Origin of the sequence: Shewanella sp. (genome assembly GCF_047975355.1) — a bacterium.
GTDB lineage: Bacteria > Pseudomonadota > Gammaproteobacteria > Enterobacterales > Shewanellaceae > Shewanella.
In genome coordinates this window covers 1-14,754 of the sequence record NZ_JBKEDJ010000100.1, presented here as the reverse complement: position 1 = coordinate 14,754, position 14,754 = coordinate 1, and the positions used below count along the sequence as shown (strand labels likewise).

The following is a 14,754-nucleotide window of genomic DNA, read 5'->3' as shown; positions in this document are numbered from 1 at the left end:
GCTGTCACCATTATAATAATGGTACCCGAGGCCAGACTTGAACTGGCACGCTGTTACCAGCGAGGGATTTTAAATCCCTTGTGTCTACCGATTCCACCACTCGGGCAAACTCTTTATATTAACGACGGGAATCGTGTCATTAATACCTTATTATGGAGGCGCGACCCGGAGTCGAACCGAGATCGACGGATTTGCAATCCGCAGCATAGCCATTCTGCCATCGCGCCATCTTTCCTATCATTTAGATTGGAGCGACATATCGGGTTCGAACCGATGACCTATACCTTGGCAAGGTATCGCTCTACCAACTGAGCTAATGTCGCATTTCGATTTCACACTCACTCAAAAACAAGGCGTCGTATTCACCTTACCAACTGAGCTTATGTTGCATCTCGTAGAGTTAAGATTTTGTTTTCACTTCATCTCTCGTCTACGGGGAGGCATTCTACCTATTTACGATGCAGTGTCAACCGCTGTTTTATCGATAACCCACTGCTTGCGCACTAAATAATCTCTTTGATCTTTTATTGTGCTATTCGGCCGTTAAATCTTTCCAAGCGGCTAAAATGTAGCTCATCATTGACCAGAAGGTTAACACGGCCGCGATATATAACAGCACAAATGCCGCGGTGATCATGAGTGGGTTGTATTGCCAGATCAGGCCAATAATCGCCACCATCTGCGCCGCCGTTTTATATTTGCCGATCCAAGAAACCGCAACCGTCCCGCGCTTACCTAATTCAGCCATCCATTCACGCAGGGCTGAAATCACAATTTCGCGACCAATCATAAACAGTGCCGGCAGCGTTAACCAAATATCGGCATATTGGTCCACCAACAACACCAGCGCGGTGATCACCATTAGTTTATCGGCAACGGGATCGAGAAAAGCCCCAAAACGCGTGAGTTGCTTGAGTTTACGGGCGGCATAGCCATCCAAGGCATCGGTAATGGCGGCAAGCCAAAACACAAATGCAGCCACGAAGGGAGTCCAACTGTACGGCAGATAAAAGAGCACCACGAAGATGGGCAGTAAAAAAAGCCTAAAAAGGGTTAATGCTATAGGTAAGTTAAACGGCATGATCAAACCAGTTAGTCAAAAGCAGCGCCAATCTTGCCTTAAATTTATCACCCTCGCAATGCATCATGAATGGTTTGTGCCATTTCTATGCTAATACCAGGCACTTTCGCTAACTCGGCCACGCTCGCGCCCTTCACTTCCTGCAAACCACCAAGATGTTGTAGTAACGCCTTACGCCGCTTAGGCCCAATGCTAGGAATAGACTCAAGCGTCGAGGTATTACGGGTTTTCTGGCGGCGATTGCGATGGCCTGTAATCGCAAAGCGGTGGGATTCATCACGAATATGTTGAATAAGGTGCAGTGCTGGCGAGTCATCTTCAAGGGAAAAGCTACTTTCCGTATCGCCAAAGATTAAGGTTTCAAGCCCGGGTTTACGGCTCTCCCCCTTTGCCACCCCAATAAGCTGCGGCGCTTTATCTAAATTGACGAATTTCTCATCCACTATTTGCTGGGCGATACGCAGCTGGCCCAAGCCACCGTCGATAAATAAGATGTCAGGAATTTTGCCGCTGGCATCGATTTTATCAAATCGGCGACTAATGGCTTGTTTCATCGCGGCATAATCATCGCCGGGCGTAATGCCTTCGATATTATAACGGCGGTATTCGGCCTTATGTGGCCCCTCGCGGTTAAACACCACGCAGGAGGCTACCGTGCTCTCCCCCATGGTATGGCTGATATCGAAACACTCCATCCGCTGAATGGGCGCATTAAGCTCGAGGATTTCCTCCAGCAAGACAAAACGCTGTTCAACGGTGTTTTTATGGGACAGACGCGTCATCACCGCATTAGTGGCATTAGTTAGCGCAAGGCGCAAAAAGCTTGCCCTATCGGCGCGCACATTGGTTTTGATGCTGAACTTTTTGTTTAACGCCTCAGAGACGGCCGCCTCTAGCTCATGCAATTCTTCAAAGTGATGGCTTATCACCACTTCCTTAGGAATTGTACGTTGAATATCGGCATTTAAATAAAACTGTAATAGGAAGGAACGTAAGACTTCTTCGATATCCGTTTGCGCGGGTACCGTTGGATAATAGCTGCGGCTACCAAAAATTTTACCTTCGCGGATAAATAATAGGTGAAAACACGCTATGCCCGAAGCGTAGTGCACACCGATAACATCCATATCCCCGGTATTACCCGAGACTTCTTGCTGCTCGGCTACGCGGCGCAGTGCCATAATTTGATCGCGAAAGCGCGCGGCTTGCTCATAGGCTTGCTGCTCGGCGGCCTCTTCCATCTTTGCCACGAGTTCACTGATAACTTGTTTATCTTTTCCCTTAAGGAACAAACTGGCGAGTTTAACCTGCTCGTCATACTCCGCATTACTGACCTTACCGACGCAAGGCGCACTGCAACGGGATAACTGGTACTGCAGGCAGGGACGAGTGCGGGATTTATAATAGAGATCATCACACTGGCGGATAGGAAACAGCTTTTGCATCAAGTGCAAACTTTCACGCACCGCGCCGCCATTAGGATAAGGCCCAAAGTAATAGCCCTTTTCCCGCTGCGGCCCGCGATGGTATGCGAGGCGTGGATGCTCGTGTTGGCTCAAGAAAATATAAGGGTATGACTTATCGTCCCGCAGTAACACATTGTATTTGGGCATGTACTGCTTGATATAGTCATTCTCAAGCAGCAGCGCATCGGTCTCGCTGTGGGTCAGCGTCACATCGATCTGATGGATATGGGACACCAGCGCCTGAGTCTTCACATTCCCTAGGTTTTTACGGAAATAGGAGGATAAGCGCTTCTTAAGATCTTTGGCTTTACCCACATAGATGACGTCACCTTTGACGTCATACATGCGATAAACTCCGGCAGAGGATGAGACTGTGCGTAAAAAACTCTGGGCGTTAAAACCTGTCGACATCGTTATACACCCACTCTTTTACTCACCGTCTTCAACACTACTTGATAAAACCTATTCACACTCACAGATAACACTTAATTAACGCTAAAAGCATTGACGCAAAAGACCATTAGAAATGGCCAGCATCTAACATTTTATAGCGGATCGCTAAACGGGTCAGCTCCACATCGCCACTGATCCCCAATTTGGCAAATAAGCGATAACGGTAGCTGTTAACGGTTTTGGGGCTGAGGTTGAGCTGCTCAGAAATATCATTGACCTTTTCACCGTTGGTGATCATCAACATAATTTGCAGCTCACGCTCGGACAACGCCTTAAACGGATTCTCATCGGCGGGGTTAAATTGGCTCAATGCCATTTGCTGGGCAATTTCCGGTGATAGATAGCGCTGCCCACGGGAAACCTGACGTATCGCTTGTAATACTTCAGGTGGCGTTGCCCCTTTGGTTAAATAACCAGACGCGCCCGCCTGCATCACTTTACTAGGGAAAAGATCTTCAGTATGCACAGTTAACACAATAATCTTGGCATGGGGCTGATAACGTAAAATTTTACGTGTGGCTTCGAGCCCGCCCATCCCAGGCATATTCATGTCCATTAAGATGACATCGGCTTCATTTTGTCTCGCCCACTGTACCGCGGTCTCGCCATCTGGCGCTTCCCCCACGACTTTGATCCCACGTTCATCTTCTAAGATGCGGCGGATCCCAGTTCTTACAAGCTCATGGTCGTCAACTAAATATATCGATATCAACTTTTATCCACCTTTAACCAATGTCGACTAACACAGTGTAGTCAAATCAGAATACCGCAACCGGAATATAGGTTATTAGGGTAATTTAGCCCAACAATGGCATTTCGCAAAGCATAAAATGAATATTGTTAACTAGATGATATTTAAAGAAACAACTGAGTCATTCACCCAGTTTGAAATTAAGCATTTAAGGTACTGCAGGCATCTGCATCAATCAGTATTAGCGACAATTTAACCTTGAAAAATCAACTACAGCGAGTTTTAAACGCCTATAAAGAGAAATAGTTAAAATGCAAAAGGCCGCTAATTGCTTAGCGGTCTTTTGACTGAATATGGCGTAGGAGCTGCGCTTAGAATGAGGAACCCAAGGTTCAAATCGTATAAACAAAAAGCCATCATTGATGATGGTTTTTCCATGAAATATGGCGGAGGAGCTGAACTTAGAATGAGGAATCCGAGGTTCAAATCGTATAAACAAAAAGCCATCATTGATGATGGTTTTTCCATGAAATATGGCGGAGGAGCTGAACTTAGAATGAGGAATCCGAGGTTCAAATCGTATAAACAAAAAAACCATCATTGCTGATGGTTTTTCCGTGAAATATGGCGGAGGAGCAGGGATTTGAACCCTGGGTGGGCTATAAACCCACGCCGGTTTTCAAGACCGGTGCATTAAACCACTCTGCCACCCCTCCGAACGAGCGAGATAATAGCTATCTCCCCCTTGGTTGTAAACCTAAATTTATTATTAATTGAATTGATTGGCGATTTGATACACTGCCGCCGATAAAACAATCGCATTACGCCTAATCTTTATCCAAAAGTCCTGTCGACCGTGCTTAAGGTTAAGCCTACGACATATTAAGCACATACAAACTTTCCCAAACACTAGAATAGTTTCATATGGTTGAGATATTCCTTGTGCCAACAATCGCACCAACCAAGTTACGCTAAAGACGTAACAAGACTGACTCAAAAGGTTCATTCAGCAAGGGAAGATAAGAAGACAAAATACGGATAAATCATCTAAGCAAATGCGAATTCACTAAGATTAGTACTAATTCATCAGAGCAAAGCGAGTCGACTTAATCAAGTTCAACCGAGTTTGTCGATCAGGACGGCTCAAATGCAGTAGCTAAATAATGTAAAAACCGCAAATGCAAAAATGCCGCTACTATTTGATTAGCTCCCTTTTGACAGAATATGGCGGAGGAGCTGCGCTTAGAATGAGTAAACCGGGGTTCAAATTGTATAAACAAAAAAGCCATTATTACTGATGACTTTCCGAGAAATATGGCGGAGGAGCTGCGCTTAGAATGAGGAACCCTGGGGTTCAAATCATATAAACAAAAAAGCCATCATTGCTGATGGCTTTTCCGTAAAATATGGCGGAGGAGCAGGGATTTGAACCCTGGGTGGGCTATAAACCCACGCCGGTTTTCAAGACCGGTGCATTAAACCACTCTGCCACCCCTCCGAATGGCGCAAATAATATAAGCATCATCGGAGCTTGTAAACAGCAATTTTTCAATATTGTGTCAAATGCTCATCTTATGCTCACCAAGATGTTTTTTCAGGCAAATAGCCAACAAATTTTCAGCAAAATCTGAGTAAACCAGTGCAAAAACACCTATACAGTAAGAGACTTGCCGTCTTGGTATGGTAAAATCGCGGTAACTTTTCATGGTAAATGCTTATATGAATTCACTCTTGATACCATCATCCTCACTCGCGCCTGAATTTAACCTTCCTACCCTGCCGCAATCGGCCACAGGGTTAAAAGCCCTGCTTTTAGGGCAAGAACGTGTATTGGATGCCTTTAAGTTACATAACGCCATTGCCGATCAACAGCTGTACCTCGCCGATTTTCCGGGCATCGACCGACAATTAATCATGCAAGCCCTAATGGAAACCGTCGAGCCCTTATCCAGTGCTTATTTAGTGGCAGCTCGGCCTGTAGAAAAAGCGATTCAGTTCCAATGGCAATATGAAGCGCCGCTCGATAATCAAGGCGCCATTGCCGAGAAAAATGTCTGTTACCGTTACCTGAGTGGCAATATCCGCCGTGCCGATCTTCTCGGTCGTATGGTGCAATCGGCAAATGGCAGTAAATACCAACCAGGTGCACTCGCCCAGTGCCACTATGTGTTTATCTGCGCCGAATCACTGTGGAAACGTGAAGGCCTATGGGATCTGGTCATGCAAATTCTGACGCAAAAATCCTATCAGATAAGCAGTCACCTAAGCCCTATTCCGCTAAATTGTAAAATCATTCTTATTGGTGCGGGCTTAATCTACAGCCAAGTCCGCTCTGAAGACTGGCAATTTCAGCGCCACTTTACTTTGCTGGCAGAGCTGGCGAGTGAACTCGATCTGACCCGCTTTAAAGAAGTGCAATATGCCAATTGGTTACAAGCCGTGGCGCAGAGTGTTGAGGTTGGTTTAGAGCAATCAAGCCTTGCGCCACTGTTTAGACACAGTGCAAGGTTAACTGAACATCAACGCCGTTTAAGCCTGTCAATGCTCGATTTTGCCCAATTAATGGCTCAAGCTAAGGTCTATCGCGGCAAAGCCACTATCAATGCCGCCAGTGTTGAACACGCACTCGAGCAAGCCAACTATCGCCATAACAGCTCAGAGGAATTTTCAGGGCAAAATTTTGATGACAATTTCATAAATCTGCCAACTGAAGGCGCTATGGTAGGACAGATTAATGGCCTGACGGTTATCGATGCGATTGACCATAGTTACGGCGAACCCGCGCGGATCACTGCAACCGTGCATTATGGTGATGGCGAAGTGGCAGACATTGAAAGAAAGTCCGAGCTGGGTGGCAATATCCACGCCAAGGGCATGATGATCTTATCCGCCTGCCTGTATCGCATTTTTGGTCGTGATGCTCCGCTACACCTTAATGCCAATATTGTGTTCGAACAGTCTTATCAAGAGATCGATGGCGATAGCGCCTCACTCGCCGAGTATTGCTGTTTGATGTCAGCCATTGCCGAGCAGCCGATTATCCAGTCGCTCGCCATAACTGGCGCCTTGGATCAATTCGGCAATGTGCAAGCGATTGGCGGCATTAATGAGAAAATTGAGGGTTTCTTTAATCTCTGTGAGCGTCGCGGCTTAACTGGCGAACAGGGCGTGATTATGCCTAAGTCAAATGTGTTACAGCTTAATCTACACCCGAAAGTCATTACAGCTGTAGGCAAAGGCCTATTCCATATCTATGCCATTGAGCATATGGATGAAGCGGTGGAGCTGCTGATGCAGATGCCCGCAGGCGTTGCCAATGAGGATAACGATTTCCCTGCGGACTCCTTATACGGCTTAGTGCAAGAAAGGCTCGATAAACTCGCTGGCAACGGCGAAGAAGAGATTAGCTTAATGACGAGGTTACTCGCAAAACTGGGATTATTTCGCCATTAATTAGCTGATCGGAGTTGTTTAGCTTACACGTGTTCGCTAATCTTGGCGCTCTTATTGCTGGAGTAGTAAAACAATGAATAAAGCAAACAGTTTCAATAAAGAAGAACTCATCGCCTGTGGCCATGGGAAATTATTTGGCCCAAACTCGCCTCGTCTACCCGTTGATAATATGCTGATGATCGACAGGATCACTACCATTAACGATAACGGCGGCGAATTTGGCAAAGGTGAAATTGTTGCTGAGCTCGATATTAATCCAGACTTATGGTTCTTCGGTTGCCACTTCATTAGCGACCCAGTAATGCCTGGCTGCCTTGGCTTAGATGCAATGTGGCAACTAGTTGGTTTTTACCTCGGTTGGGAAGGCGCCGAAGGCAAAGGCCGTGCTCTGGGCGTAGGTGAAGTGAAGTTTACAGGACAAGTGTTGCCCGGCGCGAAAAAAGTGACCTATAAGCTAAACATCAAGCGTACCATTCATCGCAAATTGGTCATGGGCATTGCCGATGCCATCCTTGAAGTCGATGGTCGTCAAATTTATAGTGCGACCGATTTAAAAGTCGGTGTATTTAGCGACACTTCAACATTCTAATCGCTACTGTACCCTAACACTACTAGATACAAAAATGCCCTCATCTGAGGGCAATTATGCTGCATTACTCTGTTTGTTCTGGGCTATTTAATCCACGAGAAATACTCGTTATTTATTAAATAGCCCATTAACTCGGCCATCCACACCTTCACGCCAACCACCTAACCACTGTGATCGCGAATCAAGATTTGCATAAGGACAAAGCTCTTTAGATCGACCCCCAATACCCGCTTGGAATCCTTTGGAAAAAGCTCTGTCTAAACGATCTCGTTTTTGTCTTTTCATGCAAGCGTCCTCTGTTCTACGTGAAATAGAAGCAACAGCTTCCCCCATAGAGATAGTGCTTTTCAGCGCTGAGATCAATCAAAAAATCGACCATTTTATCGACTATTTATTAAACTATTGAGATCGTAGTTAAAAAAAATCGAGGCATTTAGCCTCGATTTTTTAAGTCTGAATTCAAGCTGAAAAATTAGCGAACGCGGCGACGTAACCAGACCAAAGGTAACGCCAATAACCAAGCGAGAGAAGCCGCGCCTTTACGTTCGTAATTACCAGTATCAGTATTATCTTCAACTACGGTACAAGCTTCACCATTAGTGGTCGGTTTTAGAACAACCATACGCGGGATATAGCCCGTAACAGGATCACCATTACCGCTAAGTTCAAACAGGGGTAACCCATTTTCACCAACGATGATATTACTGTTTTTATCGAGTTGGTATGAAGGCTTACGAATAAAGGCGGTACCCACAATGGTGCCATCTTCATTAATACTTGCGGCTTCAACAACGAGAATATCGCTGTTATAAGTCAATACTTTGCCACTACCGTCCTGCACCTCAATCTGATGACGGGCCCAATTGCCATCAGCGCCCTTCTCATAGCCCTTAGATTCACAGGTTAGCAGATTGTTTAGGTTGCTGAACTCCCCGGTTGATGTCTCATAAAGGAAGCCTGCCTTTGGACGTTTTTTCTCTTTGTCATAAGTTGTTTCAATATAACCAACAACTTGGCCTTTGTTATTGATATCTTTTGGTTTGCTAGATAGATCCGTAGTTGTCGATGCAAAGTCATTAGGCGTGACATAAGCCACTTCAGGCGTATTGGTGTCAAAGTAAAAGAACTTATCACGTAAATAACCTTGGATATAACTGCTATAGCTACCAACAAGAATACCGCTATCATTCACATCATAGGCGATAGAGCTTGAAATGGACTCGCCCATAGGGATCCAATGGTATTGATAGTTACCCTCGGCATCCTTACTCCAATAGGCTGCATCTTGGCGCAATCTATCGGTATTACCGTTACGGTAAACATGCGAGCGCCCAACCACTAAACCTTCATTGTTCACGCCCAACGCTTGGGCGGTAAACGTCAGCTTATTATCGCTGGCAGGAGTTAATCCCAAGGGTAAAGCTGTACCCGTTGCGACGCCATTCTCCAGTTGCCATACATAGGCACGGGTTTGGTACTGAATATTGCGAGACCCTTTACTATTCGGATATTGCTCTTTCTGAATACAGACATCTAGCGGTAACGTGTTATCTGTACCTAAACAATAGGCAACACGATCACCACCATATTTGCTGATATCGGTACTGGCATAACCAACAACTAAATTGTTATTGTTGATCGCAGTTGCCGCAGACCAACCGCCTAACTCAACGGTTTTGTCATCTTTAACATATTGAGTATAAGGCGGCGGTAATGGGATTTCGCTATCCCCTACTTTGGCAACTCCGCGATATTCATAATCACGGTAATACCAGTAATCCGCAGTATCATCCGTAGTCGCGGTATTTTCCGTTTTCTTTTCAGGTGCAGTCATACTGCCGACTTTTACGCCAGCATCGTTGATGCCATAGTAAAAGGTATCGACTGAGTTAACGACCGAAGTATCACTCGGTGGCGTAGTGCCATTGATACTGTCAAAGGTCGGTAACCATGCGCCAGCGGCACCATTTTGTGCAGCGATAAAAGCAAAGTTATTGGCAATAATGGCAGACGTAATCGAATAAGTAATGGTTTCCTCAGGGGCGATACCATCTTCGACGTCAATAACCCCGCCTTCCACATCTGAAGTACTGAGTTTTTTCTTACCTTTAGCGATACCGACTAACTCATCGTTAGCATTCACGCCTAAGGCATAACCGTTGCGAGTGCCTTCGAGCGTGCCTTGCAGATCATAATTATCAAGGTTAACAATTTCATAGACGGGTGCGGCATGGGCACTGTGTAATACGCCAAGGACACCTAAGGCAACCAAGGAGAGGGCTTTATCCAACTTTGACTTCATTAATTCTATTCCCATTTTTATTATTGGTTTACTTCAGTGACTCAAGCTCTTCCCATCGCTCGAAGCAAACTTCCAATTGTTTTTCTTTATCTGCCAACAGGTTCAATGTCTGATTGATTTTATCCTGTGTCTGACTATAAAAATCTGGACTCGCCACTGTGGTTTGCAATTCGAAGATTTCTGCCTCTAATTTCTCCATCAACTCAGGCATGGCCTCTAATTCACGCTGTAACTTGTAGGACAGTTTTTTCGCGGCTTTGGCAGGCTCAGCCACTTTAACCTCAGCGTTTTTTGCTGTCGCAGGAGCTTCGACCGTGTTTGGCTGACTAGGTTCCTCAGAATAAAACTTTGCCCCTTGGTCTATAGCATCTTGATAACCACCGACATATTCGCTCCAATGACCATTACCCGCATACCACCAGCTACTGGTGACAGTGTTATCAATAAAGGCCCTATCATGGCTCACTAATAACAGTGTGCCTTGATATTCAGTCAGCAGCGACTCTAGCAATTCTAGGGTCTCAATATCAAGATCGTTTGTAGGTTCGTCGAGGATGATCAGGTTGGCCGGACGAATAAGCAGCTTAGCCAAGAGTAAACGGTTTTTCTCACCTCCCGACAAAGCTTTGACTGGCGTTCGGGCCCGCATCGGCGAGAACAAGAAGTCCTGCAAGTAACTTAAGATATGGCGGTCTTGGCCATTAATGGTGATGGTTTTTTTACCCTCTCCCACGTTATCTTCAACGGTTTGCTCAGGATCCAGTGCCTCACGGTACTGGTCAAAATAAGCAATTTCTAACTTAGTACCGACTTTCACCTCACCCGATTGAGGTTGTAACTTCTCAATCAACAGTTTGATAAGGGTCGATTTACCACAGCCGTTCGGGCCGATAAGCGCAATACGGTCACCACGCAATACCGTGGTATTAAAGTTTTTAACCAGATTTTTATCGGGCAGATTGTAGTTTAAGTCCTTCACGTCGAAGACTAGCTTACCCGAACGATCAGTATCGGCCACCACCATCTTAGCATTGCCCTGACGATTCAAGCGTTCACTGCGTTCTTGACGCAATGCCTTCAACGCCCGCACTCGGCCTTCGTTACGGGTACGACGGGCCTTAACACCTTGGCGGATCCAGACTTCTTCTTCGGCTAAACGTTTATCGAATAAGGCATTTTTCTCGGCTTCAACCCGTAACCACTCCTGCTTGCCATCAAGGTAAGCTTGGTAGTTACCTGGCCATGAAGTCACCACACCGCGGTCTAAGTCGACGATGCGGGTTGCCATGCGAGCAATAAAACCCCTATCGTGGCTGATAAATACGATGGCGCCTTGGAAATCCAGCAGGAATTTCTCCAGCCATTCGATGGTATCGATATCCAAATGGTTAGTTGGCTCATCGAGCAGTAACAAATCAGGCTGACTGACAAGCGCACGGGCAAGCGCCACTTTACGCTGCCAACCACCGGATAATTCACTCAAAGATTTATCGGGGTCGAGGCCTAATAACTCACAATTTTGTTTAATCCGTGAGTCAAGCTGCCAGCCGTTGTGATGATCTAAGGTTTCCTGCAGCTTTTGCATTTGATTGAGCATGCGCTCCATCTGCTCAGGCTCAGCGAAGGCCACATCATGGGATAATTGATGATACTGCTCTAAGGCTTCACCGACTTCCTTTAAGCCCGCAGCGATATAAGAGTAAACCGAGCCCTGCTCCGCCTTAGGGGGATCTTGCTGCAAACGGCTAACGGTGACGCTGCCATCGATGTTGAATTCACCCTCATCGAGCAACACATCGCCGGACAAAATCTTCAGTAGACTCGACTTGCCCGCACCGTTGCGGCCAACAATACACACTCGCTCACCACGCTCGATAGTGAAATCGGCATTTTGCAGCAGCGGAGTATAACCATAGGCTAACGAGCCATTATTGATACGAACCAGACTCAAACTAAGCTCCTAAAAATTCTTGTAATTGGGTAGCGTCAAAGGGCCAAAAGAGGCAACGCTCATCCGCGGCCTTCACCACGGGGATAGATACACCATAACGTTCTGCCAAAGCCTCATCATCGCAAATATCGATGGCCGTAAAAGGCACCTCGGCGGCATTCAGCAGTGCTGCGGCTAGTTCACATAAGTGGCAACCGTCGGTGTGATACAGCACGTAGCCCTCTGGTAGTACATTATGCATGGGTGATAAGCCAAGTATTATGGATATGGGGATTGCGCTTGTAATCCATAGGTAAAGTCACATCATCGATGTTTTCCACCTTGATTTTCATCTTGGCCAAGGTTTCGGTGTCCATCTTAAACTTGCGTTTGTTGTTGGAGAACACTATCTCCCCATTTGGACTTAACAGCTTGATAAGCATGCCGAGTAAATTCACATGGTCGCGCTGCACATCGAAAGAATCTTCCATCCGCTTGGAGTTAGAGAAGGTCGGCGGATCGATAAAAATCAAATCGTATTGCACTGATTTATCGAGCGTACAATCACGGATCCATTGCAAACAATCGGCCTGTACAAACTCATACTGCTTGCCATGAAGATCGTTCAGGGCAAAGTTCTCTTTTGCCCAAGCAAGATAAGTGTTTGACATATCAACCGTCGTGACCGACATAGCGCCACCTAATGCGGCATGCACTGAGGCAGAACCCGTATAAGAGAACAGGTTCAATACGCGGCGACCTTTCGATTTTTGTCCCACTAAACGGCGAGTTAATCTGTGGTCGAGGAACAACCCAGTATCCAAGTAACCCGTCAGGTTCAGCTTAAACTTAGCGCCATACTCAGTGGTAACAAGCTCAAGCTTACGCTCATCCAGCTTTTGATATTGATTAGTGCCCTTTTGACGCTCACGGGTCTTCATGGTGATTTTGTGTGGATCGACTCCTATCGCGGCAGGCAGTGCCAGCAGCACATCGCTTAAACGGCGCTTGGTCACAGCTTCTGGAATACTGGCAGGCGCCATATATTCCTGCACCACGATATGATCTAAGTAGCGGTCAACCGCCACGTTATATTCCGGGATGTCGGCATCATATAAACGGTAACTGTCGATACCTTCTTTTTTCGCCCACTTTTCTAATTGCTTGGCGTTTTTCTTAATGCGGTTCGCAAAGGCTGGCGCGATATCGGCAATGTCTACCCCTTCCGGCAATACGGGCGTATCACGGCGAGTGCTTTGCGCGTGCAAGGTATAAAGGTTAAAGGCACACTCAAGCGCACCGTTAAACATCTTCATCTGTTTATCGGCTTTGAGTTTCAGAGCTGAAATCAATTCGATATCACTACAGAGCATGGCCACTTTCCAGCCGCCAAACTCTTTCTTGAATTTGTCACCGAGTTGGTAATAGAGCTGTAATAGTTCAGACACACTGCCTAAACGCTCACCGTATGGCGGGTTAGTAATGAGATAACCTTCGGCCGCTGGCGGCTCGACATTCAGCGCATTGGCAACTTTAAAGTCAATCAGCTCAAGCACGCCGGCGTTTTGCGCATTGCGTTTTGCCAGCGCCACTAAACGTGAATCGATATCCGAGCCATAGAATTTGATCTCACAACGCTTTACCCCAAGCGATGCGCGCGCCTTGGCTTCTTCTAAAATCTCATTCCATGCCGCTTTATCGTGACGACGCCAATGCTCAAAGCCAAAACGGCTGCGTTGTAAACCAGGGGCAATATCTGCAGCCATTAAAGCAGCCTCAATCAGCACAGTACCACTTCCGCAGAAAGGATCGAGTAAGGTAGTTGGCACGGCTTTCCAGCCACTGCGTACCAACATGTTGGCGGCGAGGTTTTCTTTTAACGGGGCTTCACCCGTTGTAGAGCGATAACCGCGTTGATGCAAAGAAGGTCCCGAGAAGTTCATCGCAATGGTAATCACCCCATTACGGAAATGGGCGTCGATTTTAATGTCGGCATCGATACGGGCGACGTTTGGACGGGCGTCACCATCATCACGGAAACGATCAACGATCGCATCTTTAATCTTCAATGCGCCAAACTGGGTGTTGTTGATAAAGCCGCCGGTGCCGTGAAAATCGATACTAAAAGTGTTGCGATTGGAGAAATGGGCTGACCAATCAATACAATAGGCTGCGTTATATAATTGCTCCGCCGACTCACTGGGACCCTTATAGATCACCAGCACGATACGGCTGGCCAAACGCGTCCACAGGGTAATACGGTAGGCTAAGGCAAGCGGCGCGGTAAAATAGACACCGGCAACACTCTCTTTAATCTCAGTCGCACCAAATTCTGTCAGTTCTTGGGCTAAGCTATATTCAAAGCCCTTAGGGGCGGCAGCAAAAAAATTAAGCATGGGATAATCAATACGCAGTCAAAATCAAAGCGACATTATACCTGTGAAGCGACATAAAAGATAAACAGTTATTAGCCGAAACTCGATTTAGTCAGGCAGTTACCACTCTCTTTACGACAGATAAGCGAGGCATATTGCCCAGATTGTCCGAAATTCCCCCATTACGATTCATAATTAAGCACTCGTTCATTTTTTTGAAATTCCTCCTTGCAATGCCACAGCGCTGCCGTTATAGTTCGCCCCGCTTTAGAGACGGACGCGGGATGGAGCAGCTTGGTAGCTCGTCGGGCTCATAACCCGAAGGTCGTTGGTTCAAATCCAGCTCCCGCAACCAATTTAAAGCCAAGGTGATGATATTCAAAAGGATATCCAATCTTGTAAATCCTCAATATC

General features: G+C 46.4%; 10 protein-coding genes and 6 tRNA genes. 3 read left to right on the top strand and 13 right to left on the bottom strand.

Going from position 1 to position 14,754, the window contains the following annotated elements; all coding sequences use genetic code 11:
• Positions 1 to 19: 19 nt before the first annotated feature.
• The 8 genes from ACK5NH_RS20480 to ACK5NH_RS20445 all read right to left on the bottom strand — a co-directional run bounded on the left by ACK5NH_RS20480 (position 20) and on the right by ACK5NH_RS20445 (position 5,189).
• Positions 20 to 106, bottom strand: a tRNA-Leu gene (locus tag ACK5NH_RS20480).
• Positions 107 to 153: 47 nt separating this feature from the next.
• Positions 154 to 227: transfer RNA gene (locus tag ACK5NH_RS20475), tRNA-Cys, on the bottom strand.
• A 20-nt stretch (positions 228 to 247) separates the two neighbouring features.
• Positions 248 to 323, bottom strand: a tRNA-Gly gene (locus ACK5NH_RS20470).
• A 209-nt stretch (positions 324 to 532) separates the two neighbouring features.
• Complete coding sequence (gene pgsA / locus ACK5NH_RS20465) at positions 533 to 1,081, bottom strand: CDP-diacylglycerol--glycerol-3-phosphate 3-phosphatidyltransferase (protein ID WP_088211423.1); 549 nt, start codon at positions 1,079 to 1,081, stop codon at positions 533 to 535.
• Between the two features lie 47 nt (positions 1,082 to 1,128).
• Positions 1,129 to 2,958, bottom strand: a complete 1,830-nt coding sequence (uvrC, locus tag ACK5NH_RS20460; protein ID WP_416923056.1) for an excinuclease ABC subunit UvrC — start codon at positions 2,956 to 2,958, stop codon at positions 1,129 to 1,131.
• Between the two features lie 109 nt (positions 2,959 to 3,067).
• Positions 3,068 to 3,712, bottom strand: coding sequence for a UvrY/SirA/GacA family response regulator transcription factor (uvrY, locus tag ACK5NH_RS20455; protein ID WP_416923054.1), 645 nt, complete (start codon positions 3,710 to 3,712; stop codon positions 3,068 to 3,070).
• 604 nt (positions 3,713 to 4,316) lie between these two features.
• Positions 4,317 to 4,407: transfer RNA gene (locus ACK5NH_RS20450), tRNA-Ser, on the bottom strand.
• A gap of 691 nt (positions 4,408 to 5,098) precedes the next feature.
• Positions 5,099 to 5,189 (bottom strand) — tRNA-Ser (locus ACK5NH_RS20445).
• Positions 5,190 to 5,410: 221 nt separating this feature from the next.
• Here ACK5NH_RS20445 and ACK5NH_RS20440 point away from each other — a divergent pair.
• Positions 5,411 to 7,144 (top strand): AAA family ATPase, encoded by a 1,734-nt coding sequence (locus ACK5NH_RS20440; RefSeq protein ID WP_416923052.1) that lies wholly within the window; start codon positions 5,411 to 5,413, stop codon positions 7,142 to 7,144.
• 73 nt (positions 7,145 to 7,217) lie between these two features.
• Positions 7,218 to 7,733 (top strand): bifunctional 3-hydroxydecanoyl-ACP dehydratase/trans-2-decenoyl-ACP isomerase, encoded by a 516-nt coding sequence (gene fabA, locus ACK5NH_RS20435; RefSeq protein ID WP_416923050.1) that lies wholly within the window; start codon positions 7,218 to 7,220, stop codon positions 7,731 to 7,733.
• Between the two features lie 108 nt (positions 7,734 to 7,841).
• Here fabA and rmf read toward each other — a convergent pair whose 3' ends face one another.
• The 5 genes from rmf to rlmKL all read right to left on the bottom strand — a co-directional run bounded on the left by rmf (position 7,842) and on the right by rlmKL (position 14,361).
• Positions 7,842 to 8,018, bottom strand: coding sequence for a ribosome modulation factor (rmf, locus tag ACK5NH_RS20430; RefSeq protein ID WP_011071969.1), 177 nt, complete (start codon positions 8,016 to 8,018; stop codon positions 7,842 to 7,844).
• A gap of 187 nt (positions 8,019 to 8,205) precedes the next feature.
• Positions 8,206 to 10,035 carry a DUF3466 family protein gene (locus tag ACK5NH_RS20425; RefSeq protein ID WP_416923048.1) on the bottom strand — a complete coding sequence of 610 codons (1,830 nt, stop codon included), beginning with the start codon at positions 10,033 to 10,035 and terminating at the stop codon, positions 8,206 to 8,208.
• A gap of 28 nt (positions 10,036 to 10,063) precedes the next feature.
• The gene (locus tag ACK5NH_RS20420; RefSeq protein WP_416923046.1) at positions 10,064 to 11,986 is read right to left on the bottom strand and encodes an ABC transporter ATP-binding protein; all 1,923 of its coding nucleotides are present in this window, start codon (positions 11,984 to 11,986) and stop codon (positions 10,064 to 10,066) included.
• Between the two features lies 1 nt (position 11,987).
• Positions 11,988 to 12,227 carry a glutaredoxin family protein gene (locus tag ACK5NH_RS20415; protein ID WP_416923044.1) on the bottom strand — a complete coding sequence of 80 codons (240 nt, stop codon included), beginning with the start codon at positions 12,225 to 12,227 and terminating at the stop codon, positions 11,988 to 11,990.
• Complete coding sequence (gene rlmKL, locus ACK5NH_RS20410; protein WP_416923042.1) at positions 12,220 to 14,361, bottom strand: bifunctional 23S rRNA (guanine(2069)-N(7))-methyltransferase RlmK/23S rRNA (guanine(2445)-N(2))-methyltransferase RlmL; 2,142 nt, start codon at positions 14,359 to 14,361, stop codon at positions 12,220 to 12,222. The genes ACK5NH_RS20415 and rlmKL overlap by 8 nt, the downstream gene beginning before the upstream one ends.
• A gap of 257 nt (positions 14,362 to 14,618) precedes the next feature.
• Here rlmKL and ACK5NH_RS20405 point away from each other — a divergent pair.
• Positions 14,619 to 14,695 (top strand) — tRNA-Met (locus tag ACK5NH_RS20405).
• The last annotated feature ends 59 nt before the right edge of the window (positions 14,696 to 14,754 follow it).

Excerpts from the sequence above, each read along its gene's own strand:
- pgsA (WP_088211423.1), bottom strand. The coding sequence starts at position 1,081 with ATGCCGTTTAACTTACCTATAGCATTAACCCTTTTTAGGCTTTTTTTA.
- uvrC (WP_416923056.1), bottom strand. The coding sequence starts at position 2,958 with ATGTCGACAGGTTTTAACGCCCAGAGTTTTTTACGCACAGTCTCATCC.
- ACK5NH_RS20440 (WP_416923052.1), top strand. The coding sequence starts at position 5,411 with ATGAATTCACTCTTGATACCATCATCCTCACTCGCGCCTGAATTTAAC.
- fabA (WP_416923050.1), top strand. The coding sequence starts at position 7,218 with ATGAATAAAGCAAACAGTTTCAATAAAGAAGAACTCATCGCCTGTGGC.
- rmf (WP_011071969.1), bottom strand. The coding sequence starts at position 8,018 with ATGAAAAGACAAAAACGAGATCGTTTAGACAGAGCTTTTTCCAAAGGA.
- ACK5NH_RS20425 (WP_416923048.1), bottom strand. The coding sequence starts at position 10,035 with ATGAAGTCAAAGTTGGATAAAGCCCTCTCCTTGGTTGCCTTAGGTGTC.
- ACK5NH_RS20415 (WP_416923044.1), bottom strand. The coding sequence starts at position 12,227 with ATGCATAATGTACTACCAGAGGGCTACGTGCTGTATCACACCGACGGT.
- rlmKL (WP_416923042.1), bottom strand. The coding sequence starts at position 14,361 with ATGCTTAATTTTTTTGCTGCCGCCCCTAAGGGCTTTGAATATAGCTTA.